Origin of the sequence: Paenibacillus sp. USDA918EY (assembly GCF_009870825.1) — a bacterium.
GTDB lineage: Bacteria > Bacillota > Bacilli > Paenibacillales > Paenibacillaceae > Paenibacillus_AQ > Paenibacillus_AQ albilobatus.
Window position 1 is genome coordinate 37,431 of the sequence record NZ_WTWY01000021.1, and the last position, 23,361, is coordinate 60,791.

20 protein-coding genes and 1 tRNA gene are annotated in these 23,361 nt (G+C 52.9%); 3 read left to right on the top strand and 18 right to left on the bottom strand.

Features of this window, described 5'->3' with window-relative positions; all coding sequences use genetic code 11:
* Positions 1-9: 9 nt before the first annotated feature.
* From hemB to GQY55_RS27485, 18 genes are all read right to left on the bottom strand, one after another.
* Positions 10-1,011 carry a porphobilinogen synthase gene (gene hemB / locus GQY55_RS27405; protein WP_160045101.1) on the bottom strand — a complete coding sequence of 334 codons (1,002 nt, stop codon included), beginning with the start codon at positions 1,009-1,011 and terminating at the stop codon, positions 10-12.
* A 35-nt stretch (positions 1,012-1,046) separates the two neighbouring features.
* Positions 1,047-2,606: a uroporphyrinogen-III C-methyltransferase gene (gene cobA / locus GQY55_RS27410; RefSeq protein WP_160045102.1), complete on the bottom strand. Its 1,560-nt coding sequence runs from the start codon at positions 2,604-2,606 to the stop codon at positions 1,047-1,049.
* Between the two features lie 12 nt (positions 2,607-2,618).
* Positions 2,619-3,575, bottom strand: a complete 957-nt coding sequence (gene hemC / locus GQY55_RS27415; RefSeq protein WP_160045103.1) for a hydroxymethylbilane synthase — start codon at positions 3,573-3,575, stop codon at positions 2,619-2,621.
* Between the two features lie 2 nt (positions 3,576-3,577).
* The gene (locus GQY55_RS27420) at positions 3,578-4,225 is read right to left on the bottom strand and encodes a precorrin-2 dehydrogenase/sirohydrochlorin ferrochelatase family protein (RefSeq protein ID WP_201452256.1); all 648 of its coding nucleotides are present in this window, start codon (positions 4,223-4,225) and stop codon (positions 3,578-3,580) included.
* Between the two features lie 6 nt (positions 4,226-4,231).
* Positions 4,232-5,053, bottom strand: a complete 822-nt coding sequence (ccsA, locus tag GQY55_RS27425; RefSeq protein WP_160045104.1) for a cytochrome c biogenesis protein CcsA — start codon at positions 5,051-5,053, stop codon at positions 4,232-4,234.
* Positions 5,054-5,075: 22 nt separating this feature from the next.
* Positions 5,076-6,470, bottom strand: coding sequence for a glutamyl-tRNA reductase (gene hemA / locus GQY55_RS27430; protein WP_160045105.1), 1,395 nt, complete (start codon positions 6,468-6,470; stop codon positions 5,076-5,078).
* A gap of 267 nt (positions 6,471-6,737) precedes the next feature.
* Positions 6,738-7,262 (bottom strand): S-adenosylmethionine decarboxylase, encoded by a 525-nt coding sequence (locus GQY55_RS27435; protein ID WP_160045106.1) that lies wholly within the window; start codon positions 7,260-7,262, stop codon positions 6,738-6,740.
* Positions 7,263-7,579: 317 nt separating this feature from the next.
* Positions 7,580-7,978, bottom strand: a complete 399-nt coding sequence (gene speD / locus GQY55_RS27440; protein ID WP_160045107.1) for an adenosylmethionine decarboxylase — start codon at positions 7,976-7,978, stop codon at positions 7,580-7,582.
* A 422-nt stretch (positions 7,979-8,400) separates the two neighbouring features.
* Entirely contained in the window at positions 8,401-8,988 is a 588-nt protein-coding gene (locus tag GQY55_RS27445) for a non-ribosomal peptide synthetase module (protein WP_160045108.1), read from the bottom strand.
* Positions 8,973-9,200, bottom strand: coding sequence for a hypothetical protein (locus GQY55_RS31660; protein ID WP_236575908.1), 228 nt, complete (start codon positions 9,198-9,200; stop codon positions 8,973-8,975). The genes GQY55_RS27445 and GQY55_RS31660 overlap by 16 nt, the downstream gene beginning before the upstream one ends.
* Positions 9,201-9,334: 134 nt before the next feature.
* Entirely contained in the window at positions 9,335-9,967 is a 633-nt protein-coding gene (gene yihA, locus GQY55_RS27450; protein WP_160045109.1) for a ribosome biogenesis GTP-binding protein YihA/YsxC, read from the bottom strand.
* Positions 9,968-9,981: 14 nt separating this feature from the next.
* On the bottom strand, positions 9,982-12,318 hold the full coding sequence (gene lon, locus GQY55_RS27455; protein WP_160045110.1) for an endopeptidase La: 2,337 nt from the start codon (positions 12,316-12,318) through the stop codon (positions 9,982-9,984).
* Between the two features lie 90 nt (positions 12,319-12,408).
* Positions 12,409-14,190, bottom strand: a complete 1,782-nt coding sequence (gene lonB / locus GQY55_RS27460; protein WP_160045111.1) for an ATP-dependent protease LonB — start codon at positions 14,188-14,190, stop codon at positions 12,409-12,411.
* A 264-nt stretch (positions 14,191-14,454) separates the two neighbouring features.
* Positions 14,455-15,552: a flavodoxin-dependent (E)-4-hydroxy-3-methylbut-2-enyl-diphosphate synthase gene (gene ispG / locus GQY55_RS27465; RefSeq protein WP_160045112.1), complete on the bottom strand. Its 1,098-nt coding sequence runs from the start codon at positions 15,550-15,552 to the stop codon at positions 14,455-14,457.
* A 125-nt stretch (positions 15,553-15,677) separates the two neighbouring features.
* The gene (gene clpX / locus GQY55_RS27470) at positions 15,678-16,934 is read right to left on the bottom strand and encodes an ATP-dependent protease ATP-binding subunit ClpX (RefSeq protein WP_160045113.1); all 1,257 of its coding nucleotides are present in this window, start codon (positions 16,932-16,934) and stop codon (positions 15,678-15,680) included.
* Positions 16,935-16,946: 12 nt separating this feature from the next.
* Positions 16,947-17,537: an ATP-dependent Clp endopeptidase proteolytic subunit ClpP gene (gene clpP, locus GQY55_RS27475; protein WP_160045114.1), complete on the bottom strand. Its 591-nt coding sequence runs from the start codon at positions 17,535-17,537 to the stop codon at positions 16,947-16,949.
* Between the two features lie 381 nt (positions 17,538-17,918).
* Positions 17,919-19,244 (bottom strand): trigger factor, encoded by a 1,326-nt coding sequence (tig, locus tag GQY55_RS27480; protein ID WP_160045115.1) that lies wholly within the window; start codon positions 19,242-19,244, stop codon positions 17,919-17,921.
* Positions 19,245-19,384: 140 nt separating this feature from the next.
* The gene (locus tag GQY55_RS27485; protein ID WP_236575909.1) at positions 19,385-20,230 is read right to left on the bottom strand and encodes a hypothetical protein; all 846 of its coding nucleotides are present in this window, start codon (positions 20,228-20,230) and stop codon (positions 19,385-19,387) included.
* A gap of 428 nt (positions 20,231-20,658) precedes the next feature.
* Here GQY55_RS27485 and GQY55_RS27490 point away from each other — a divergent pair.
* The 3 genes from GQY55_RS27490 to GQY55_RS27500 all read left to right on the top strand — a co-directional run bounded on the left by GQY55_RS27490 (position 20,659) and on the right by GQY55_RS27500 (position 23,264).
* Positions 20,659-20,732 (top strand) — tRNA-Arg (locus GQY55_RS27490).
* Positions 20,733-21,040: 308 nt separating this feature from the next.
* Positions 21,041-21,919 (top strand): UTP--glucose-1-phosphate uridylyltransferase GalU, encoded by an 879-nt coding sequence (galU, locus tag GQY55_RS27495; protein ID WP_160045116.1) that lies wholly within the window; start codon positions 21,041-21,043, stop codon positions 21,917-21,919.
* Between the two features lie 43 nt (positions 21,920-21,962).
* On the top strand, positions 21,963-23,264 hold the full coding sequence (locus GQY55_RS27500; protein ID WP_160045117.1) for a glycosyltransferase family 8 protein: 1,302 nt from the start codon (positions 21,963-21,965) through the stop codon (positions 23,262-23,264).
* Positions 23,265-23,361: the final 97 nt, after the last annotated feature.

Below are 23,361 nucleotides of genomic sequence, written 5' to 3' on the forward strand. Positions count from 1 at the left end.
ATATAAGATTTAGCGCTCCTGCATCCAGCGGGCGGCGTCTTTGGCGAAATACGTTATGATAATATCGGCGCCGGCCCGTTTCATGCCGGTCAGCATTTCTTCGACGATCGCCTTTTCGTTGATCCAGCCTTGCAGCGCGGCGGCTTTCACCATCGAATATTCGCCGCTTACGTTGTAAGCGACCAGCGGCAAATCGAATTGATCCTTCAGCGTCCGGATGATGTCCATATAGGCGAGCGCCGGTTTGACCATCAGCATGTCCGCGCCCTCGAGTACGTCCGTTTCGGCTTCGCGCAGCGCTTCGCGGGCGTTCGCCGGATCCATTTGGTACGTTTTGCGGTCCCCGAACTGAGGCGCGGAATCGGCCGCCTCGCGGAACGGTCCATAAAAAGCGGAAGCGTATTTGACCGAATACGACATAATCGGCACATGTTCGAATCCGGCTTCATCCAGCCCGGCGCGAATCGCCTGCACGAATCCGTCCATCATGTTGGACGGCGCGATGATATCCGCTCCGGCTTTCGCCTGGGAGACGGCGGTTTTCGCAAGCAGCTCCAGCGATTCGTCGTTCATGACGTCGCCATGGACCTGGCCGTCCACTTCGAACGTATGAACCATGCCGCAATGGCCGTGGTCGGTAAATTCGCATAGGCAGGTATCCGCTACGACAAGCAGGTTCGGGTACCATTTTTTGATCAAACGGGTCGCTTCCTGTACGATGCCATCCTCGACGAACGCCGATGTGCCTACGCTGTCTTTCGTTTCGGGAATGCCGAACAACAGCACGGCAGGGATGCCAAGGGCCACGATTTCGTCCACTTCGGGCTTCAGCATGTCCAGCGAAAAATGGTAAATCCCCGGCATGGAAGAGATTTCGTTCTTCACTCCCGTGCCGTAGGTTACGAAAATCGGCATAATCAAATCGTTTACGTTCAGCACGGTTTCGCGCACCAAATTGCGCATGCCGGCCGACTGACGCAAACGGCGGTGTCTTACAATCGGAAAACTCATGATTCATTACCCCCTGTGTCGTTCATGCTTGCTGTTCATTTTGCTTGTTCTTGCCCCTGTTTATCGCTCAGATATGAACAAAGGGAGTCGAGCAGCCCGTCAATCGTCGCCTGTTCGGCCACCACACTTACGCGTAGCCCCGCTTCGGCGGCCGTTTTGGCCGTGATTTCCCCGATGCAGGCGGCTTCCGCTTTGTTCAGCAGCCGGACCGGATCCTGCACGCCCATCTGCTTCAGCTTGGCGATCAGATTCGTTACGGTCGAAGAACTGGTAAAGGTCACCACATGGATGGCCCCCTCCTCAAGCAGCTTCAGAAGCTCCTCGTCCCCATCTCGACTTACGACGGTCTGATAAGTATCTATGGCAGTAACCTCAAGCCCCATTTCGGCCAGCTTCTCCGGCAACCAGGCGCGCGCAAGGTCGCCCCGCGGAAGCAGAACCCGCTGCCCCGGCTTCATCCGGTCGCCTAAAGTTTCGATCATTCCTTCGGCCTGGAAACGCCCCGGAAGCTCGACCGGAACGATGCCGCGCTGTTTCAGCGCATCGGCCGTGGCCGGCCCGACCGCGGCTATGCTCGCCCGGTGGAGCGCCCGGATATCCCGGCCTTGTTCCTGTAGATGCCGGTAAAAATATTCCACGCCGTTGACGCTCGTGAAAAATACCCAATCATAACTTTCAAGCCTTTGAAAGGCGTCTTCGATCTGTTGAAGCATCTTCCGGTCTTCAGGATATACCGTTTCGATGACCGGAAATTCGTAGGCTTCGCCCCCCAGCTCGTCGATCCGCTCCGAGAGTTTGGATGCCTGCGATCTTGCGCGGGTCACGAGGATCCGTTTGCCGAACAAGGGAAGAAATTCCGCCCATTTCAGCTGCTCCCTTTGCAGAACGACATCGCCGACGACGATAACCGCCGGCGGCTGAAAGTTTGCGGCCGACACCCGCTGCTCGATATCTGCCAGCGTTCCCGTCAGCGTCTCCTGCTCGGCGCGCGTTCCCCATCGCACGAGCGCTACCGGCGTGCTGCCGGGGCGGCCGTACCGCATGAGCTGATCCGCAATATAGCCGATCTTGGACACGCCCATCATAAACACAAGCGTCCCCGTCGCATGGGTAACCCGCTCCCAATCGATCATGCGGTCCAGCTTGTCCGGGCTTTCATGTCCGGTGATGATGGAAAGCGACGAAGCCATTTCCCTATGGGTCACCGGGATGCCGGCATAAGCGGGAACGCTGATGGCCGCCGTGACGCCGGGAACGATTTCGTATGCAATTCCGTTTTTCTTCAACAGCCCGGCTTCTTCCCCGACGCGTCCGAAAATCGTCGGATCGCCGCCTTTCAGCCGGACGACGGTATGGCCTTCCTTCGCCAAGTCGACAAGCAGCTGGTTGATTTCCTCCTGCTTCATCGTATGCCGGTCCGGCAGCTTGCCGACGTAAATTTTCTTCGTTCCCGGTTTGACCGCCCCAAGCAGCTGCGGGGCGGCAAGGCGGTCATAGACCACCACATCCGCTTTTTGCAGACATTCCATGCCTTTCACCGTGATCAGCTTGGCGTGGCCGGGGCCTGCTCCAACCAGATATACTTTTCCCGCCATCTCCTCATCCCCTTACTCCCTGGCTTGTTCGAGAATTGCCTCCGCTCCGCGTTCAATCAGCTTCCGGGCTACGTCCTCCCCAAGCTTGTCCGGATCGGTCCCGGTCATCGTTTCTTTCAGGATGACGTCTCCGTCCGGGGAGCCGACCATTCCCGTCAATTGTATGACATGTTGTCCGGCCGGGGAATGATCCTCCGTCGCTTTAACCAAGACTGCATGCGCCCCGATCGGAACTTGGCAGCCGCCGTTCAGCACGCCCAAAAATTTGCGTTCCGCCGCCACGGTCAGCTCGGATTCCTTGTCGTTGTACAAGGCCAGCAGCTTCAGCAGCTCCTCGTCGTCCCCGCGGCATTCGATGCCCAGCGCTCCTTGCCCGACGGCAGGCAGACAGGTTTCAACCGGAAGATAAGCCGTGATCCGATCCTCCCAGCCCATGCGGTACAAACCGGCCGCAGCCAGCAAAATCGCCTGAAATCCTTCCGTTTCCAGCTTTTTCAGGCGTGAATCGATGTTGCCGCGCACCGGCTCGAGCGTCAAGTCTGGACGGTACGCCTTCAGTTGGCTGGAGCGGCGGAGGCTGCTAGTCCCCACTTTCGCGCCTTGCGGCAGCTCATCCATGTTTTTGCCGTCCAGCGTGATGAGGCAGTCGCGTGGATCCACCCGGCGCGGCACCGCGCCGTTGATCAGTCCATCCGGCAAAACCGAAGGCATGTCCTTCATGCTGTGCACCGCCATGTCGATTTCCCCGTCAAGCATCGCCTGCTCGATTTCTTTGACGAACAGTCCCTTGCCCCCGACTTTGGACAACGTGACGTCCAAAATGCGGTCGCCTTTGGTTACGATTTTTTTCACCTCGAAATCAAATTCGAAGCCATGCTCCTTGCAAAGCTTTTTCAGGTCGTCGATGACCTGTCCCGTTTGTGTCAGTGCCAGCGCACTTTGTCTGCTGCCTACTACGATTGTCCGCATTTCTATTCCTCCTGGTTGTCGTCGATCCACTGCCTGATTCTCTCCGCGCTCCAGCAGGCGAAGCCGTTCCGCCGCAGAGCGTCAAGCATGTCCGGTCCGCTTGCCTTTTTTAACAGCTTTTGCCGTGCCGCCGGATCGCAAACCTGCTCCTTGATCGTTTTTCGCATTTCATATAAGCAATCGAGATAAGCCTCGTATTCCGTACCGAATTGTTCCTCCAGCTTTCTCCGGATCGTGCTCGCCGCAAGCGGCCCGGCTCCCGAAGCCGAAACGGCGATCAAAAGCCGCCCCCGGCGAAGGACGCTCGGATGGATGAAATTGCCCGATTCCGGACGATCCGCCACGTTGGCCAGAATGCCGCGGCCGGCGGCTTCCTCGGCGACGGAGCGGTTCACTTCCGGATCGTTTGTGGCGGCATGCGCCATAAACGCCCCTTCCAGATCTCCCGGCGCATATTTCCGGGACAACCAACGGAGCTCTCCCTGCTCATGACGCTGCTTCAGGACCGGCGTAATCCGAGGGCTGATGACCGTCACAAGCGCGCAGCAGGCGAGCAGCTCGCCCGCCTTTCTTTCGGCGACCCGCCCGCCTCCGACCACGACGCAGACGCGTCCCGCACAATCCAGCATGATCGGCATATACGACTTCACGCCGCATCACTCCCCGCTCCAGCGATGAAAATCGGACCATGAATTCAACACAAAAATGATGATGATAAACAGATAGCCCGTCAACAGCCATTTCGCCATCAACGTTCCCGTATGCTGCTGCGAGCGTTTCTTGAACAGATAGAAATAATAAAACCCGAGCCCCGCAAGCGTCGCAAGCACCTTCAAATCAAGAAGCAAGTTGATCCTGCCTTCGGAGACGACCGACAGCACCGCGACGATAAAGGAAACGGTCAACACGGGCGTCCCGATGAAAGCAAGCGAATAAGCATATTTGTCGAGTATTTCAAGGCTGGGGAGGCGCCGCACCGCGTCCGTCCATTTCTTTCCTTTCAATTTTCGGTGAAGGAACAGGTACATCAGCGCAAAAACCGCCGCGATGGTATAAATGACGAAACTTAGATTAGCGAGCGTAATATGAAGGACAAGCAATCCGTGTACCGTTTCCCAAGTTTTCAGCGGGTTGTTGCCCGGCGAAAACCACAGCCGGTTCAACACCTGCACGCCGAAGCCGATGATGCTCAGCAGCAGCACGGCAAACTCCGCCCGCTGCAGCAAATTCATGATTAGAGCCGCCACGACAAGGCTGAACGCCAGCAGCAGCAAAAAATCGAACGGCGTAAAAATCGGAAGCGTATGTTCCTCCATTGCTCTGTTAAACAACGCTCCCGCCTGCAAAATGCCGACTACGGCAAGAAGCCCTGTACCCATCCGCTTCGCGCCCCGATTGCGTCGTATGCAATCCGAGATAAAAAACAGAAGGCTCAGGGCATAAATATAAATTCCTGCATCATAAAATCCAGTGAGCATGTCCACTCCCCCTGACAGCCGATTACAGGCCTGCTGGCGTCAGCGATCCTTTAATGGCAAACGGTTTGTGCTCATGCTTTTCCCTGCCGGGTTCGTTTGGGGTTCCGGACTGGCTGCGAAGGCCGTCCTTCGCCTGCCCGGCGTCCTGCAGCTGGTCTTCAAGCGCAAAAATATGCGTGAAGTATTCCAGCGCCTCGTTTCCGTTTGTCTCTGCCGTCAGCTCCTTGATCCGGTTGATCGGATCATGCATCATTTGGTTGACGATGCTTTTGGTCAGACGGTGGATGACTTTGCGCTGGCGTTCATCCAGCTCCGGCAGCTTGTTGAACAAGCTTTGGAGCGTTTCTTCGTGAATCGCCGAGGATTTTTCCTGCAAAGCGCGGATGACCGGTCGAACGCCCAGCGTTTTCAACCATTGCTGGAACTCGCCCATTTCATGGCGGATCATCACTTCGATTTTGGCCGCTTCGGCCTTGCGCATTTCCAGATTGCTTTCGACAATCCCTTCCAAGTCGTCAATATCGTACAGGAAGACGTTGTCCAAATCGGCAATCGCCGGGTCAATATCCCGCGGAACGGCAATGTCGATAATAAACAGCGGACGGGATTGGCGTTTCTTCATGCTTTCGCTGACCTGCGCCCGGTCGAGAACGTAATCCTTGGCACCCGTGGAACTGATCAGGATATCCACATCCTGCAGCCGCTGCATCGCCTGCTCCATCGTGCATGGGGTTCCTTCGAACTTGCTGGCAAGCTCTTCGGCGCGGGCGAGCGTTCTGTTGGCGACGATAACCTCTTCGGCACCGTTCGCGTACAAATGTTTGACCGTAAGCTCGCTCATTTTTCCCGCGCCGAGGATCATCACCTTTTTGTTGTCAAACATGCCAAAAATCCGTTTGCCCAGCTCTACGGCCGCATAGCTGACGGAAACGGCGCTTTCCCCGATGGAGGTTTCCGAATGCGCTCTTTTGCCCAGCGTAACCGCCTGCTTAAAGAGCATGTTAAACCAGGTTCCCGTCGCTTTTTCCTGCTGGCTGAGCAGAAACGCCGAGCGGATCTGGCCCAAAATTTGCGTTTCGCCGATGACCATCGAATCCAATCCGCAGGTTACGCGGAACAAGTGGGAGATGGCCCGTTCATCTTCATATATATATAAATGCCGGGTAAATTCCTCGCGCGGAATGTCAAACCACTGCTCCATAAAACTGCGGATAAAATGTCCGCACATGTGCAAGCGGTCCACCACGACATAAATTTCCGTACGATTGCACGTGGCAACGATAACACCTTCCATGACGCTCTTCGTCTGCATAAGCTGGCTGAGCGCTTCCGGCAGTTCGTTCTGCTCGAACGTGAAACGTTCCCTTACTTCTACAGGCGCTGTACGATAGTTCAATCCGACAACGACGATATGCATTAACATGTTCACCTGCCTAAGCTTTCGTTTCAAACAACGAGTCTTGCGGTCGCTTTTCCAAGCATCCGCTTTTGAAAAGTCCGCGCAAAATTCCTCAAATCCTGCACGGATCCAATTGCAGCTTTTGTCGAGTTGCTATATTTAGTATAGCACAGTTGTCCGGATCCCCTGCACGATTTTATGAATTGTTTATGAAAAAATACACGCATTGCCTAAAGCATTTTACTATCTTGCCAAAAACTGTTCCGGTTTATACGGCCGGCGCTCCTATTTCCCCTTGACCAGCTCGGCCAGCTGCTTGCCCGTTTTTTTCAATTCATCGTTTTTCGAGGAAATGACATGCCCGCTTTCGCTCAGCAGCTGCTGATAGGACTGGAGCGCGCCCGAAAACAACCCGCCGTACTCCCGAAGCAGCTCCTTCTCCTCTTCCCGAAGCGGCCGGTTTCCTCCGATCTGCCAGGACGTGATGGCATCCACCAGACCGCCAAGCGCCGGAAAGGCGTAAAGGTTGTTTCTGCCCAGCGCATTGGCCAGCCTGTCGTGGGTAAACGCGGCCGAATAAGCCGCCAGCTTCAGCGCGTTCAAACCGTTCGTATCGCCGCTGTCCGCGGCATCCAATAGCGAAGTGTTCAACACCTGCATCTGAAAAAGCGATACCTCGTACAGCATACGCCCGGCATCCGCATGTTCCGTTTGCGGCCGCAACATCCGGTACCCTTGGATAACCAGCAGCCCGACCAGCACCACCATCAAGCCCAAAAACAGCAAATCCCTGAAACCCCGTCTTTTCATTGGCGAGCCCCCTTTGATTCATAGACAGATTGAACTAAAGTTTGCACCGAACTTCCTGTTCAAAGGGCCCGATGCGGCCCTATAGCCTTCATTTCTTTAGTTCATTCTATATAGATAGATTGAATTAAAATAAGTCACATCTTTGACACGGATATTCCCTGTGGATCAAGGAATGACAAGTAAAAACTTTAGTTCATTCTATATAGATGAGCTTGTTCCATACTTTCTAAGTATATTGGGGACCCGCAAAACAAATAACCATGGAGGGCAGCCTCCATGGTTATGACTCATTATCAATTGTTAAGCGCCGCGGCCTATTATACCAGCTCGACTTGTTCGATTTCCGGCGTTTCCACCTTCAATTCGCCCAAACCGCGTACAAGCTTTTTCGCGTACGTTTTTTCGGGTTTCAATACGGATACCAGGTAATCGATTGCCAATTGTGGATCGACGGTTTCGCCGCAGGTGTAGCAATCGATCGCTGCAAATCCTCTCTCGGGATACGTGTGAATCGAGAGGTGACTTTCCGACAGCAAAACAAGCACTGTCGCCCCTTGAGGTTCAAATTGCTTGGATTGTACCGACATCACTGTTGCGCCGCATGTTTCGGCAGCCTCAACCAGTTGGGCTTGCAAAAACTCCGCATCGTTCAGCATATCGAAGTCGACTCCCCAAGTATCAACAGCAACGTGTCTTCCGAAAGTTGAGTATTCCATCTTCCGGTTCCCCCTTCCTAGGAATAAAATGTTTGAAAATTTCATCCGCTAGGACCTACGTCATTCACTTCCCGAGGGAATAATCTCTCGCAACATTCAATGTCCTGAGTGAATCCTGGTTCCTAATATATTCTTTTCAACGAGATTAAAAATAACATCTATCAAGGCGAATTGCAATACTTTTTTTAAAACTCCGGGCGTTTTATTTTCTGATGGCGTGTCCCGGCTTCAACAAGCAATTCAACGGCGTTTCAACGTTGTTTGCGGCCGTTTGTCCGCAAGGTTTTCCACTAATTTTCGAGACGTCTGCAGCTGTGTACTCCGCGCCCACGGCTTCAATACTTGCCCTTATTTCCGAACCATGAATCACGCAAAAAAGGAACCCCTTCTTGCGCGAAGGAGTTCCCCGTTTCATCTATGGATTAGGCCTCTAATGCGAACCATTTTGCGGCCCCTTGCCGCAGCTTCTCGTCGATTCGGGCGACTTCGTCGCTCGTTTCCGCCTTGTTGCGTTCATCGAGCCAATAATCGATGTCCTGGTAAAGCCGGGATATTTCCTGCTCGACGTCGTTCAGCTGATAAACCCGCTGAAGTTCGCCTGCGGTATGTTTGTATTGGTATACCAATTTGCGGCCGGAAGCGGTCGCTTCCTCAATCTTCCGGACGGAACCCTGTTCATAATAATACAACATCGTGAATCCTTGATAAATACGTTTCACGACGCCGTTTCCTTTGCAGTCGGTAAACAGCTTGCGCACCAGATTCGTCAAACGGGGATTCACCAAGCGGCATGACAACTCACAGAAGTATTGGCCATGGTTACTTTCGAGAGGAAAATGAACCTCCTCGCCGCTTTCGTCTTCAAGCACAATTTCTTGTCCTCCGCTGCCGAGCACTTTCACAATGACGTGAATGTGGCAGCATTCAGCCGAATGCATAAACTGGTTCAATTGAAGCTCCGACATTTGTAATGTGGCTTTCACATACTCCGTGGCTAACCGCTGAGCCATAAAAATCTCCTCAATTCTTTGTGATGACGATAGAAATCCGGTTCGAACATGATCGAAGCATTTCTATGGTCGGAAGAAAAATTTCCGCTTAAACGCGGGCTTGCGCCATGGATTCGGAACGCAGATCGCTTCCGGCTGATCCATGCTTTAGTATTATTATACAGCACATCACAAATCGATTGCTTGCAGCCGGAACCATGAATTTTCTTCATATTTCATAAAAAAACGGATTAAACCGGATTTTAGGGCACACTTTTGGCGGGATGCTCACTTTCCTGCCGGTTAAAGTCTGAATCCCTACGCGATACGCTTAAAATATCGGGCTAATGCGCCGGCTATTGTTCCGTTATTCGGGGTTTTGCTCCGTTTTTGACGGCAAAGGCTCTTCGCGTTCCAGGCCGGATACGGACGTAATGTGCGCCCAGAGTTCGTCCCTTCCGACGCCGGTTTCCGACGAAAACATGATAAAAGCGTCCGTTTTCCGCAGCAAGAGTGCGTCTTTCATCTGCTTGACATGCTTTTGCCACCGCGTTTTCGGGATTTTATCGGCTTTCGTGGCGACGATGCAGACCGGAATGTCATAATGCTTCAACCAGTCGTACATCAACTCGTCGTCCTTGGTCGGCGGATGGCGAAGATCCAGCACAAGCAGGACCAGCTTCAGCGTTTCCCGCTCAAGCAAATATTTTTCGATCATCTTGCCCCAAACCTGCCGCTGCGTTTTCGACACTTTGGCGTAGCCGTACCCCGGAAAATCGACGAAATACAGCTCCTCATTGATGCGGTAATAGTTCAAATGCTGGGTTTTGCCCGGCGTCGAACTCGTTCGGGCCAAATTTTTGCGGTTGATCATGCGGTTGATCAACGAAGATTTGCCTACATTGGAACGCCCTGCCAGAGCAATCTCCGGCAAGGCGTCCACTGGATATTGGTCAGGGCCGACGGCACTGATAACAAATTCTGCTTGGGTTACTTTCATCGTAAAGTTCCTCTCTAGTGCACTTCCGTCTGCTCCACGAGCGCATGCTTCAGGACTTGGTCCATATGGGATACCGGAATGAACTCCACTTCATCGCGGACGCTGTCGGGAACATCGCGCAGATCCCGTTCGTTGTCTTTCGGAAGCAGTATTTTTTTGTAGCCGGCGCGATGGGCGGCAAGCGATTTTTCCTTCAATCCCCCGATCGGGAGCACCCGTCCGCGCAGCGTAATTTCTCCGGTCATCGCCACATGCTTGGAGACGTGTTTTTTGGTAAGAGCCGAAATAAGGGCGGTCGCGATCGTTATGCCGGCCGACGGGCCGTCTTTCGGAATGGCGCCTTCAGGGATGTGAATGTGGATATCGTTTTTCTCGTGAAACTCCGGATCGATCCCGAGTTCCGCCGCTCTGCTGCGGGTATAGCTGAAGGCAGCCTGCGCGGACTCTTTCATCACATCGCCGAGTTGGCCGGTGAGCGTCAGCTTGCCGGAGCCCGGCACGACCGTTACTTCGATTATTAACGTTTCGCCGCCCACCTCGGTCCAGGCCAGGCCCGTTACGGTACCTATCTGGTCTTCCAGATCGGCCACGCCGTGACGGAACTTCGGCGCGCCCAAATAATCCTTGACGTCGTCCGGTCCGATCGCAATCGTCTCCGATTCGCCCGATACGATTTTTTTGGCCGCTTTCCGGCAAAGGGCGGCTACCTGCTGCTCCAAATTCCGGACGCCCGATTCGCGGGTATATTCCCTGACGACTTTAAGCAGCGCGTCTTCGCCGATTTGCAGCTGCTCATCCTGCAGCCCATGCTCCCGTTTCTGCTTCGGCAGCAGATAACGCTTGGCGATTTGCAATTTCTCCAGTTCCGTGTAGCCCGGAATGTTCAACACTTCCATGCGATCAAGAAGCGGCCGCGGAATATTGTGAATCACGTTGGCGGTCGTAATGAACATGACCTGCGACAGATCGAACGGAATTTCGATAAAATGGTCGCTGAACGTGTTGTTCTGTTCCGGGTCGAGCACCTCCAGCAGTGCTGCCGAAGGATCTCCGCGGAAATCGGAAGCCATTTTGTCGATTTCATCCAGCAGAAAAACCGGGTTTAACGCTCCCGCCGTTTTCATTCCTTGAATGATCCGGCCCGGCATGGCGCCGACATAGGTGCGGCGATGGCCGCGGATTTCGGCTTCGTCGCGGACGCCGCCCAGCGAAATGCGGACGAACTTCCGGTTTAAGGATCTTGCGATGGAACGGGCAAGCGACGTTTTGCCGACGCCCGGAGGACCTACCAGGCAAAGGATCGGCCCCTTCATCTTTTTGACCAGCTGCTGCACGGCCAAATATTCCAGCACCCGCTCTTTCGGCTTATCCAGGCTGTAATGGTCTTCGTTCAACACCTGCTCCGCTTTATGAATATCGAGATCATCCTCGGTTTTGGTGCTCCAAGGCAAAGCAAGCAGCCAATCGACGTAGTTGCGGATGACGCCGCCTTCCGCGGAGCTTGCGGGCATTTTCTCCAGCCGGTCGATTTCCTTCTCGACCTTCTCTTTCACCCGTTCAGGAAGCTCCTGTTTCGCCATCTGCTCGCGCAGTTCCTCGACTTCTCCGGCGCGCCCTTCCTTCTCGCCCAGCTCTTTCTGGATCGCCTTCATCTGTTCGCGCAAATAATATTCCTTTTGGGTTTTTTCCATTTGCTTTTTGACCCGTTGGTTGATCTTGCGCTCGAGCTCCAGCACTTCCCGCTCGTTGTTCAGAATATCCAGCAGCTTCTCGAGCCGTTTGCCGACGTCGATCGTCTCCAGAATTTCCTGTTTGTCCTTGATCTTCAGCGACAGATGGCTGGTGATCACGTCCGCGAGGCGCCCCGGCTCCTCGATGTCGGATACGGCGGCGAGCGTTTCCGGCGTCACCTTTTTCGATAAATTGATATAGTGCTCGAATTGGCTCAGAACGGTGCGCATCAAAGCATCCACTTCCGGATTGCCGCTGTCTTCTTCATGCAGTTCCCGCGCAAGGACCTCGTAATATTCCTCGTTGTCGGTATACTGTATAATTTCGGCGCGCTCCATGCCTTCCACAAGGACACGGATCGTGCCGTTCGGGAGCTTGAGCATTTGTCTCACATTGGCAACCGTGCCGATGCGAAAAATATCGTCATGCGTAGGTTCCTCTATGTTCACCTCGGACTGAGAACAAAGGAGAATTAAATTATCATCCACCATCGCTTTTTCCAGCGCTTTGACCGATTTTTCCCGGCCTACATCGAGATGCAGTACCATGCTCGGGTAGACCAGAAGGCCTCGCAAAGGCAATAACGGAAAACGGCGGCCTTTCGCTTTACTAAGCCCCATCTGCTTTTGCACCTCCAGCCGTTCTCAGGTTATACACATCCGGTTTTATTTTAGCAAATGTTCACAAAAAAAACCAATCATTCGGCTGCTTCAACATGTGCCCGCATCGGTAATTTGCCCCTGACGGCCCGGCTTCGCCTGCAAAAACGAAGCGGCGGGAGCCTGCGGGAAAATTTCCGGCGCCGCGCTTTTGTCCATCGCCTCGCTTGGTTGTTCCTGCGCCTCGGCTCGTGCATCGGCTTCAGCCGCCTCCGGCTTCAACTCGCTTCCGAAAACATGAAGGAACACTTCCTGTACGTTATCGACCGGAATGACCCGCAGTCCTTCCAGGTTTTCAAACAGCGTCTGCCAGTTTTCCTTCGGGATGATGACCGTCGTCGCTCCGGCTTGAAATGCCGCTTCGACTTTGGCAATGACGCCGCCGATCGGTTTGACGCGGCCATGGATGCTGATCTCCCCGGTCATGGCGACCCGGTTGTCCACCGGAATGCCCTTGACGGCCGACATGATGGCCGTGGCCATGGCGATCCCCGCGGATGGTCCGTCGATCGGCGTGCCGCCCGGGAAGTTGATGTGCAAGTCATAGTTTCCCGGTTTCAGACCCAGGGAACGGAGCACGGTCAGGACGTTTTCGACCGAACCTTTGGCCATGCTTTTCCGCCGCAGCGTCCGGGAGTTCCCGCCGATTTCTTCTTCCTCGACGACGCCGGTAATATTGTATTTTCCTTCGCCCGGTGCGACCGGAACGGCGGTCACTTCGATTTCGAGCAGCGCCCCCATGTTCGGACCGTAAACGGCCAGGCCGTTGACGAGGCCCACCTGCGGCCGGTCGGGCACCTTGCGTTCCGGACGCGGTTGAAGCTGGCTGCTGCTTGCCACCCACTCCACGTCGGAGGCGGCAAGCGAATCCCTTTTTTCGGTCAAGGCAAGGCCGGCGGCCAGCTGAATGATGTTGACGGCTTCACGTCCGTTCGTCGCGTACTGTTTCACGACTTCAACCGCTTCCGGGCATGGCTTAAGCCCGATTTTCTGGATCGCGTCCTCCGCGATCCGTCCGATTTCGTCCGGAAGCAGCGGACGGAAATAAATTTCCATGCAGCGCGACCGCAGCGCCGGCGGCAGCTCCTGCGGGGAGCGTGTCGTGGCGCCGACAAGTCGGAAATCGGCGGGAAGCCCGTTTTGGAAAATGTCATGGACATACGCGGGCGTATTGCTGTCCTCCGAATTGTAGTATGCGCTCTCGAGCAAAACTTTACGGTCTTCCAGCACTTTTAACAACTTGTTCATTTGGATCGGGTGCAGTTCCCCGATTTCGTCGACAAACAAAATGCCCCCATGCGCTTTCGTCACGGCGCCCGGTTTGGGCTGCGGAATCCCCGCAACGCCCATGGAGCCGGCCCCCTGGTAAATCGGATCATGCACCGAACCGATCAGCGGATCGGCAATGCCCCGCTCGTCAAAACGGGCGGTCGTCGCATCGATTTCCGTGAACTTGGCGTCAGCCTTAAAAGGGGAAGCGGGATTGCGCTTCGCTTCTTCCATCACGACGCGCGCGGCCGCGGTTTTGCCGACGCCGGGCGGTCCGTATATGATGACATGCTGGGGATTGCCGCTGCACAGCGCTGCCTTTAGCGCGCGCAGCCCGTCCTTTTGCCCGACGATATCCCCAAGCGATTGCGGTCTCGTTTTCTCGGCGAGCGGTTTCGTAAGCGATATGGAACGCAGCTTCCGCAGTTTGTCCATTTCCTTGCGGGATTCCCGGTCCACGGCGGTGCGGTTAGTTTTTTGTCCTCGCAGCAAATTCCAAAAATAGATGCCGATGATGACGGCAAAGAAAAATTGAACCAACATCATGATCATGCTCAAATTCATATCCTAAACCCTCCCGTTTCTCTGTCAAGCGGCCAATCCCCCCATTCTTCGATTCCATGATCCCAGGGTTGGCCTGATACATGGTAGTATAGCCGTTTCACACTTACGTAAACGCAACAAAGCGGGAAATATGGGCATATTTTTAAAATCGAGCAAAATCTCTCCTATAAAAAGACGTTTCATCGGCGCAGGCCCGGATCAGTTCGGCATAAAAAAAGCTGCACGCCTTTTGAAAGGCCGTGCAGCTGAACATCACAAGTCTAATTAATGCTTGCGTCCCGGAATTTTTCCGGTCTCTTCATATACTTTTACGATCTCGTCGATCTCTTTTTTGAGCTCGTCGACCATTTCGGCTTCCGGCACTTTGCGGATCATTTCCCCGTAGCGGAAAAGAAGTCCTTCGCCGCGGCCGCCGGCGATGCCGATATCGGCTTCGCGCGCTTCGCCCGGGCCGTTCACCGCGCAGCCGAGCACCGATACTTTAATCGGCACTTTCAGCTTCGAGATGTAAGCTTCGACCTCGTTGGCGATCGAAAACAGATCGATGTCGAGTCTGCCGCAGGTCGGGCAGGAAACGAGCGTGGCCGCGTTGGAAATCAGGCCGAACGCTTTAAGAAGCTCGCGGGCTACTTTTATTTCCTCGACCGGGTCTGCGCTAAGCGAAATGCGGATCGTGCTGCCGATTCCCATCGCCAGGAGCGCGCCGAGGCCGGCCGAGCTTTTGATCGTACCGGAGAACAACGTCCCGGACTCGGTGATGCCCAGATGCAGCGGATACGGAATGACTTCCGCCGCCTTGCGGTAAGCTTCGATCGCCATCGGCACGTCGGATGCCTTAAGCGATACGATTATGTCGTGGAAATCGAGGTCTTCCAAAATTCCAATATGGTACAGGGCGCTTTCCACCATCGCTTCCGGCGTCGGGTAGCCGTATTTCTCCAGCAGATGGCTTTCGAGCGAACCTGCGTTAACGCCGATGCGGATCGGAATGCCGCGCTCCTTGCACGCTTTGACGACCGCTTCGACTTTTTCGCGGCTGCCGATGTTGCCCGGATTAATCCGGACTTTGTCAATGCCGTTTTCGATCGCTTTAAGCGCGAGCTGGTAGTTAAAATGAATATCCGCAACAAGCGGGATATGAATCCGTTTTTTGATTTCCTTGATCGCTTCGGCAGCTTCGTTGTTGTTCACCGTGACGCGCACGAGCTGGCAGCCGGCTTCTTCCAAGCGGAGAATTTCGGCAACCGTCGCTTCGACGTTTGCGGTTTTGGTGGTGCACATGCTTTGAATGACGACTTCATTGCTGCCGCCGATCGTCAAATTACCGACTTTTACGGGTCTAGTGTCTTGTCTCAAAAACATGGTTTGTTCTCTCCCATAACGCCAAGACTCCACCCCTGCCCCTGCAATCGGCTTGCGGCCTTGAGGGGAGGAAGTGGAGAACCGGCATGAATTTCGGAAAGCGGATGCGTTGCCGCCCTTAGAACTTAGGCGCTTTCCTCTTGTTTATTCTCTTTCTTGCTGAGCAGTTCAGGCACGATTTTTTCCTTCACGACCTGCTCCGTAATGACGCAGTCTTTGATATCGTCGCGGGAAGGAACTTCGTACATGACATCCAGCATAATGCCTTCGATGATCGCTCTAAGGCCGCGGGCGCCGGTATTGCGCTTGATCGCTTCCCTTGCGATGGCTTCGAGGGCTTCCGGCTCGAAGGTGAGCTTTACGTTATCCATTTCAAGCAGCTTTTGGTACTGCTTTGTCAGCGCGTTTTTCGGTTCGGACAAAATGCGCACGAGCGTCTTCTCGTCCAGCGGCTCCAGCGTGGAGATAACGGGAAGGCGTCCGACGAATTCCGGAATCAATCCGAATTTCAGCAGGTCTTCCGGAAGCACCAGACCGAGGTATTCGCCCGGTTTCAGGTCCTTCTGGTTTTCGCCCATCGCGTTGAAGCCGATGACTTTTTTGCCGATCCGGCGTTTGATCATCTGTTCGAGACCGTCAAAGGCACCGCCGCAGATGAACAGGATGTTCGTCGTATCGATTTGGATAAATTCCTGATGCGGATGCTTGCGTCCCCCTTGCGGCGGAACGGAAGCGACCGTGCCTTCAAGAATTTTAAGCAGGGCCTGCTGCACGCCCTCTCCGGAAACGTCGCGAGTAATCGACGGATTTTCGGATTTGCGGGCGACTTTATCGATTTCATCAATATAAATGATGCCGCGTTCGGCTTTTTCCACGTCATAGTCCGCAGCTTGGATCAGCTTCAGCAAAATGTTCTCCACGTCTTCGCCGACATAACCGGCTTCCGTGAGGGACGTTGCGTCCGCGATTGCAAACGGCACGTTCAAAATTTTGGCCATCGTTTGGGCAAGCAACGTTTTACCGGAACCGGTAGGGCCGAGCAGGAGAATGTTGCTCTTCTGCAGTTCGACGTCTTCGATCTTGCTGCCCGTATTGATCCGTTTGTAATGGTTGTAAACGGCAACGGACAGCGATTTCTTCGCTTGTTCCTGGCCAATGACGTATTGGTCGAGAATGTCGCAAATTTCCTTTGGTTTCGGAATGTCTTTCAGATCCAGCTCTTCGTCATGACCGAGCTCTTCTTCCACGATTTCCGTGCAGAGCTCGATGCATTCGTCGCATATATAAACTCCGGGACCCGCGACAAGCTTGCGCACTTGTTCCTGGGATTTCCCGCAAAAAGAGCATTTCAGCTGCCCTTTTTCATCGTTAAATTTAAACATGTAAACACCCCTTTAAGATATAATCGGTGAAGTGAGAACCTGGTCGATAATGCCGTACGCCTTCGCTTCCTCCGCGCTCATGAAAAAGTCACGATCCGTGTCGCGTTCAATTTTTTCAAGGGGCTGACCTGTGCGTTCCACGTATATTTGATTGAGCTTTTGTCTCGTTTTAATGATCCAGCTCGCGTGAATCTGGATGTCGGCTGCCTGCCCTTGAACCCCGCCCAGCGGCTGGTGAATCATCACTTCGCTGTTGGCTAGCGCATAACGTTTGCCCGGCGCACCCGCTGTCAGCAGGAGAGAGCCCATGCTCGCCGCCATGCCTACGCAGATGGTGGATACATCGGGTTTAATGTATTGCATCGTATCGTATATACCCATCCCTGCAGTAACCGAACCACCGGGAGAATTGATATACAAATGGATATCCTTCTCAGGATCTTCGGCAGCAAGGAACAATAGCTGTGCTATGACGAGATTGGCTACATCATCGTCGATCGCATTGCTGAGGAAGATGATGCGATCCTTCAGCAATCTGGAGTAAATATCGTAAGATCTCTCGCCCCGACTGGTTTGCTCTACAACCATAGGTATCAGACTCATGTGTCCAACCTCTTTTCCGTTTAAAGATGTAATGCGTGCATCCATCAGGCTTACAGCATTATTCTATCATGTTCAAAGCTTGATGTCATTTTTCACTTTCCATCCCGCAGTACAGTGTATGAACCCGTTCAGAAAAAATGGCCTGTCGCACGGCTTGACGCTTTTATGTATCGGGATTTTGCGGGGTTATGGGCCACGCGCAAATCCTTAAATGGACGGAAGAGTGAATAAAATCCATTTTATACATGGTTTATGAATAAAATGGATAATCCTAGTTAAAAATAAGGCACGCAATGAAATATACGTGCCTTATCTCTATAGATTTCATATGAAAGACATAACTGCCGTCATGCCCCCAGATGAGTTAGCCTCTTCCGGAACTTATTCTGCTTTATCTTCAGCAGGCGCTTCGCTTGCTTCCACTTCCTTGCTGTTTTCAACGAGAAGGTCTACCGTTTTGCGAAGCGAAATTTCGTCACGCAGGCTTGCGAGCGATCCGTTTGCCGCCAAAATGTTGCGGATTTCGTCGGCAGTACGTTTGTAAGCTTCAGCCATCGTTTCGAGCTCTTTATTGATGTCTTCTTCGGTCACTTCGATGTTTTCTTCTTTCGCGATTTGCTCGAGAACGAGGTTGTTGCGAACGCGTTTTTCGGCGTCGTCCTTCATTTGCTCTTGCAGATCGGCCGTCGTTTGACCGGAGAAGCTCAGGAACATTTCAAGGTTCATGCCTTGGCTGCGGAGACGGTTGTCAAAATCGCGCATCATGTTTTGAATTTCGCTGTCGATCATCGCTTGCGGAATGTCCACTTCGGCGTTTTCGGAAACTTTGTCTACGACAGCAGCTTCTTTTTTGCCTTTGGCTTCTTGTTCCTTGCGAGCCAGAAGTTCTTTTTTCAGATCTTCTTTGTATTCGTTCAGCGTTTCGAATTCACTTACGTCTTTGGCAAATTCGTCGTCCAGCTCAGGCAGCTGTTTGCGTTTGATTTCGTGAACTTTAACTTTGAACACCGCTTGTTTGCCCGCCAGCTCTTCCGCATGGTACGTGTCAGGGAACGTTACTTCAACGTCCTTGAAGTCGCCTGTTGCCATGCCGACAACCTGCTCTTCGAATCCAGGGATGAACGTGCCGCTGCCAAGCTCGAGGGAATAACGCTCTGCTTTGCCGCCTTCGAATGGTTTGTCGTCTACATAACCGTCAAAGTCGATGATAGCGATGTCGCCGTCTTGAGCCGCGCCTTCGTCGATCACGACGAGTTCGGCATGACGCTCTTGAAGACGTTTCAGTTCTTCGTTCACTTCTTCGTCGGTTACTTCGACTTTTTCCACAGGAACTTCTACGCCTTTGTAAGCGCCGAGGGTAACTTCAGGTTTAACCGTTACTTTGGCTTTGAACTTGAAAGCTTGTCCTTTGGCGAATTGATCGATTTCGACGTCAGGGCGGTCTACAGGGAAGATGTCCGTTTCGTTAACGGCTTCCGTATAAACCTCAGGAAGAAGAATGTCGATCGCGTCTTGATACAGTGCTTCCACACCGTAACGGGCTTCGAAAATCGGACGAGGCACTTTGCCTTTGCGGAATCCAGGCACGCTTGCTTTTTTGACTACTTTATTAAAGGCTTTGTCAAGAGCCTCGGATACGCGTTCCGCTTCAACTTCAACTTCAAGAACGCCAAGGTTCTTCTCTATTTTTTCCCAGGTTGCTTTCATTTTATGCTTTCCCCTCCAAAAATATTTCACATGGTCATTGGCTTAACACGCACAGAATAACCACTATAGTATAAACAAGATTGTCCCCTTTTTCAAGGGTATCCCTAAAGCTAGTCTTCAGGCAGGGCTTCCTGTTTTTTCTAGGCGTTCGTTCCTGCGGCCACGAACTGTTTCATGGTGCGGTACGCTTGCTCGAAGCGAAAGCGCATCGTGTCGGTCACGCCGTACATATGCCTGATTTCCTCGTCGCTGCGGCTCCCCGTCAGCGTTTCGGCGACGATCTGGTGCAGCGAGGCCGCCCAGATGTCGATCGTCTCGTCATCCTGCTCGTTAACGATGGAATCATAATCGTCCGTTCCGTAAATGGCCATAATAAACTGCGTCCACAGCTCCTGCGCAAAATAGTAGAGCGTAGGCTCCTGAACTTCCGTTTGTTGGGCTACCCGTTCCGTAATCAGGGCGATCTGAGGCGGAAATTCTTCCGGGCCGAGCGGCACGGATTCAACGTCGATTTGGGCCCGTTCCTGCCCGCGGATCAGCTCGATGCTTCCCAGCATTCCGCGTTTGCGCAAGGTTTGCAGGACGCGGAATTGAAGCAGCGGATGCAGCGGCCGGCTTTGCAGCCACTCGACGAGCGCGTTGTCGATATCCGCCCCTTCCAGGTACGATAGCTGCTCGAGCGCAAGCAGATTTTGCTCGCCGAACGGCTCCTGCTGGGCGGTGCGGAGCAGCTTCTCGGCATAAAACCGGTCTTCCGCCAGCTTTGCCCGGACGTTCTGCCGTTTCATGTCCTCTTCACTCGGCTCTTCTTCGGCCTCCCCGTCGTCTTCGCGGTCCTTCGTCCCGCGCGCCGATTGGGGAAAGGCGGCCTCAAGCCACTCCAGCAGCGCCCGCCATTCGTCGTAATGCCGCTGATCCTGCCCCTGGCATTGGAGCAAAAAACGCAAAAGATCCATGGCTTCCCCGTACCGTTCGTTTTCCAGCATGACCGTCAGCTGAATCTGATAGAAGTCGAGCGTCTTTGGAAAGAGGATGATGTTGTCTTTTCCGGGGAATGCGGATTCATTGATAGGGGTTTCCTCCTTTCTGTCCGATTTGCTTCAATTAATTGTTGATTATAGCATAACCCTGCCGCACATGAAAAAAACGGGCCGTTCGAATCGCGCCTGTCGGATCGTTTAAGGAGCGGCATGGCAGGGAATTTTTTTTGTCCGGCCTATGATCAAAGGAAAGGAAAGTGTGGTTCTATTAGGGTTTCGTGAACATAATAATAAAATGAACGGAGATTCTTCGTTTTGCGGGGGAAGGTTTGGAGGATGCAAACCCGAACAATTTTTCTTGCTAAATTATATCAATTTATTATTGCAAAATTTCGCTCCATATGTTACGATATTTCTTGCTTGAAATTTTTCTTGTCCCAGTAGCTCAGCAGGATAGAGCAACGGCCTTCTAAGCCGTCGGTCGGGGGTTCGAATCCCTCCTGGGACGTACAAATGCCGCTCATTGGAGCGGTTTTTTTCATTCCTCGGAGGGATGAGAACCCAATAGGGTTCGTCGGAGGGATGAGAACCCAATAGGGTTCGTCGGAGCATTAACTTCGTTAGCATCCGCTTCGCAGTCAGCCCGCAAGGGCCGCATCCCGATCTGGGACGTGTTGCCGCTCTTTGGAGCGGCTTTTTTTATTTAAAGGACATGCTGTCTATTATTTTTTCTCCCACTAGATTGTTGTCCATAATTCTCGCCGCCCTCGGGAATATAATGCACCATATGACACTGCATAAAAGGAGGAGGACCGCTTGAAGATTCGTAAAGCGATCATTCCGGCAGCAGGTTTCGGAACGCGGCTTCTTCCGGCTACCAAAGCAATCCCCAAGGAAATGCTTCCGATCATCGATAAACCCACCATACAATTTATCATCGAAGAAGCCGTCGCCTCCGGAGTTGAAGAGATTTTGGTCGTCACCGGAAAAGGCAAGAAGGTCATCGAGGATCATTTCGATTTTGCCCATGAGCTTGAACATTACTTGCAGCAAAAAGGGAAGCTTGAAGAGCTCCGTAAAGTAAGGGAATTCTTGGGCAAAGCAGACATCCATTATATTCGCCAATCAGAGCGCAAAGGCCTGGGGCATGCCATAAGCGTCGGAAGGAAGTTCATCGGGGAAGAGCCCTTTGCCGTGCTTCTCGGAGATACCTTCTTCGAGGCGGAACCTCCGGCGCTAAAGCAGCTGATCAAAGGATTTGAAAGGCTTCAAACCTCGATTCTGGGGGTTCAGACGGTGGCGGCAGACAAGGTATCCAGCTACGGAATCGTCGACGTTAAACCGTTGATCGAGTCTTTCGCTTTTGCGGACCGGTTGGTCGAAAAACCTCCGGCCGGTACGTTGTCGTCACAGCTGGCCATTGTCGGCCGTTATATTTTGACTCCGTCGATCTTTGATATTCTGGAGAATCAGGCACCTGGGGTCGGAGGCGAAATCCAGCTCACGGACGCTTTGAATCAGCTGTTGGCCAAAGAAGCGGTTTACACCTGCGAAATCGACGGCCGATGGCATGATGTAGGCGATCCGCTTGGTTATCTTAAGGCCATTTTAGCCATAACGGGACAACGCGAAAATCTAAAGGATAACCTTCAGGACGAAATTACCCAGCTTTTGAAGGAAAACAAGCCGGAATAAGCACCGAAGAAAAGCGCAATTCAAAACGATGTTGGGAGAGGTGATGGACCGAATGATCGAATTGGCTTTGGCTTTTAATGATCAGGACGGAAGTTATTCCGAACATGCCGCCGCGGTTCTGGCGTCGGTTTTCCGCAATACGGTTACCATGATCAATGTTCATATCCTTCACGACGAAACCTTAACGGAAGAAAACCAAAACAGGCTTGCAGGTTTAGCTTCCAGCTTTAATCACCAAATCAATTTTTATCCGGTAGCCCTGCCTGTCGAAATGGCTGAAGTGTTATCCGGGAGCAGCTCGCTGGAGCGCTGGACTTCGGGAAGCCTGTACCGCCTTCTGCTGCCTACACTGGTTTCCGTCGACAAAGTCATTTACCTGGACTGCGACATCTTAGTGAATATGGATATCTCTGAATTGTGGGACATCGATTTGAACGGCTGCTATTTGGCTGCGGTTCGCGACCAGGGGATCATGGGCATACCGGATGTTGTTGCGTCGTATGGGCTGAACCCGGAAACCTACTTTAATTCCGGGGTCATCGTATTTGAGCTAAACAATATTCGCCAAAACTTGAACTGGTATGTTGAAGTGGTGAACTTTCTGCGCAATTTTCCGGGTACGACCATGCCGGACCAGGACACATTAAACTATGTGTTCGGAGGGAACTATCTTCAGTTGGACGAACGCTTTAACTCTTTCAGCGCCCATCATCCCGACCAGGATTTTTATAATAAAATCGTTCATTTTGCCGGTGACGTGAAATGGTGGGACCCTATTTCTCCGAGTTTTGCCCTGTATGAGGAAAACCTCAATATGACCCCTTGGAGAACGCGTGCCGTCATGCCTGCCGTCATGCCCGCTGTCGTGCCGACCGTCATGCCCGCCGTAACGCCGGCGAAGCCTAGAACATTCAGAAGAAAGACCCGCAGCCGACGCTACCTGCTTATTCCGCGAAGAAGCCGGAAGCCAAGCTATAAAAAACGCATACGCGTGACAAAAAACAAGCAAACGGAGACAAAAAACAGGCAAACAGAGACAAGGAACAAGAAAACGGAAACAAAAATCAAGCAGGCAGAGACAAAAGTCAAGCAGACAGAGACAAAAGTCAAGCAGACAGAGACAAAAGTCAGGCAGACAGAGACAAAAAACAAGCAGGCGGAATCAAAACGGCGCAAAAAAACGGTGCGGATTCCCATGAATTCGGCTGCCGTATTCGTACGGCAAGAGTCGAAGAAAACGGCCATCCCCCGACCGAATAAAAAAGCGATTCAACCCAAAAAACAGTCCCCCCGCATCGTTCATGGGTCGAGAGTGCCCATGCCCCCGCTGTTGAACTTGAAATAGCGACCGCCAAGCAAAAAAATCAATGACAATAAATCATGACAAAATACGAAGCGGCCTTTATAATGCGCAAATCGCATTTATATCAAGACAAAGGAGC

Coding starts and splice junctions, on each gene's coding strand:
- hemB (WP_160045101.1), bottom strand. CDS start 1,011: ATGAGTTTTCCGATTGTAAGACACCGCCGTTTGCGTCAGTCGGCCGGC.
- yihA (WP_160045109.1), bottom strand. CDS start 9,967: ATGAAAGTAACCCAAGCAGAATTTGTTATCAGTGCCGTCGGCCCTGAC.
- GQY55_RS31660 (WP_236575908.1), bottom strand. CDS start 9,200: ATGAAGAAAATTCATGGTTCCGGCTGCAAGCAATCGATTTGTGATGTG.
- cobA (WP_160045102.1), bottom strand. CDS start 2,606: ATGGCGGGAAAAGTATATCTGGTTGGAGCAGGCCCCGGCCACGCCAAG.
- hemC (WP_160045103.1), bottom strand. CDS start 3,575: ATGCGGACAATCGTAGTAGGCAGCAGACAAAGTGCGCTGGCACTGACA.
- GQY55_RS27485 (WP_236575909.1), bottom strand. CDS start 20,230: ATGCTGGAAAACGAACGGTACGGGGAAGCCATGGATCTTTTGCGTTTT.
- lonB (WP_160045111.1), bottom strand. CDS start 14,190: ATGAATTTGAGCATGATCATGATGTTGGTTCAATTTTTCTTTGCCGTC.
- hemA (WP_160045105.1), bottom strand. CDS start 6,470: ATGCATATCGTCGTTGTCGGATTGAACTATCGTACAGCGCCTGTAGAA.
- clpX (WP_160045113.1), bottom strand. CDS start 16,934: ATGTTTAAATTTAACGATGAAAAAGGGCAGCTGAAATGCTCTTTTTGC.
- speD (WP_160045107.1), bottom strand. CDS start 7,978: ATGGAATACTCAACTTTCGGAAGACACGTTGCTGTTGATACTTGGGGA.
- GQY55_RS27435 (WP_160045106.1), bottom strand. CDS start 7,262: ATGAAAAGACGGGGTTTCAGGGATTTGCTGTTTTTGGGCTTGATGGTG.
- ispG (WP_160045112.1), bottom strand. CDS start 15,552: ATGTTTTTGAGACAAGACACTAGACCCGTAAAAGTCGGTAATTTGACG.
- tig (WP_160045115.1), bottom strand. CDS start 19,244: ATGAAAGCAACCTGGGAAAAAATAGAGAAGAACCTTGGCGTTCTTGAA.
- GQY55_RS27445 (WP_160045108.1), bottom strand. CDS start 8,988: ATGGCTCAGCGGTTAGCCACGGAGTATGTGAAAGCCACATTACAAATG.
- clpP (WP_160045114.1), bottom strand. CDS start 17,537: ATGAGTCTGATACCTATGGTTGTAGAGCAAACCAGTCGGGGCGAGAGA.
- lon (WP_160045110.1), bottom strand. CDS start 12,318: ATGGGGCTTAGTAAAGCGAAAGGCCGCCGTTTTCCGTTATTGCCTTTG.
- ccsA (WP_160045104.1), bottom strand. CDS start 5,053: ATGCTCACTGGATTTTATGATGCAGGAATTTATATTTATGCCCTGAGC.
- GQY55_RS27500 (WP_160045117.1), top strand. CDS start 21,963: ATGGACCGAATGATCGAATTGGCTTTGGCTTTTAATGATCAGGACGGA.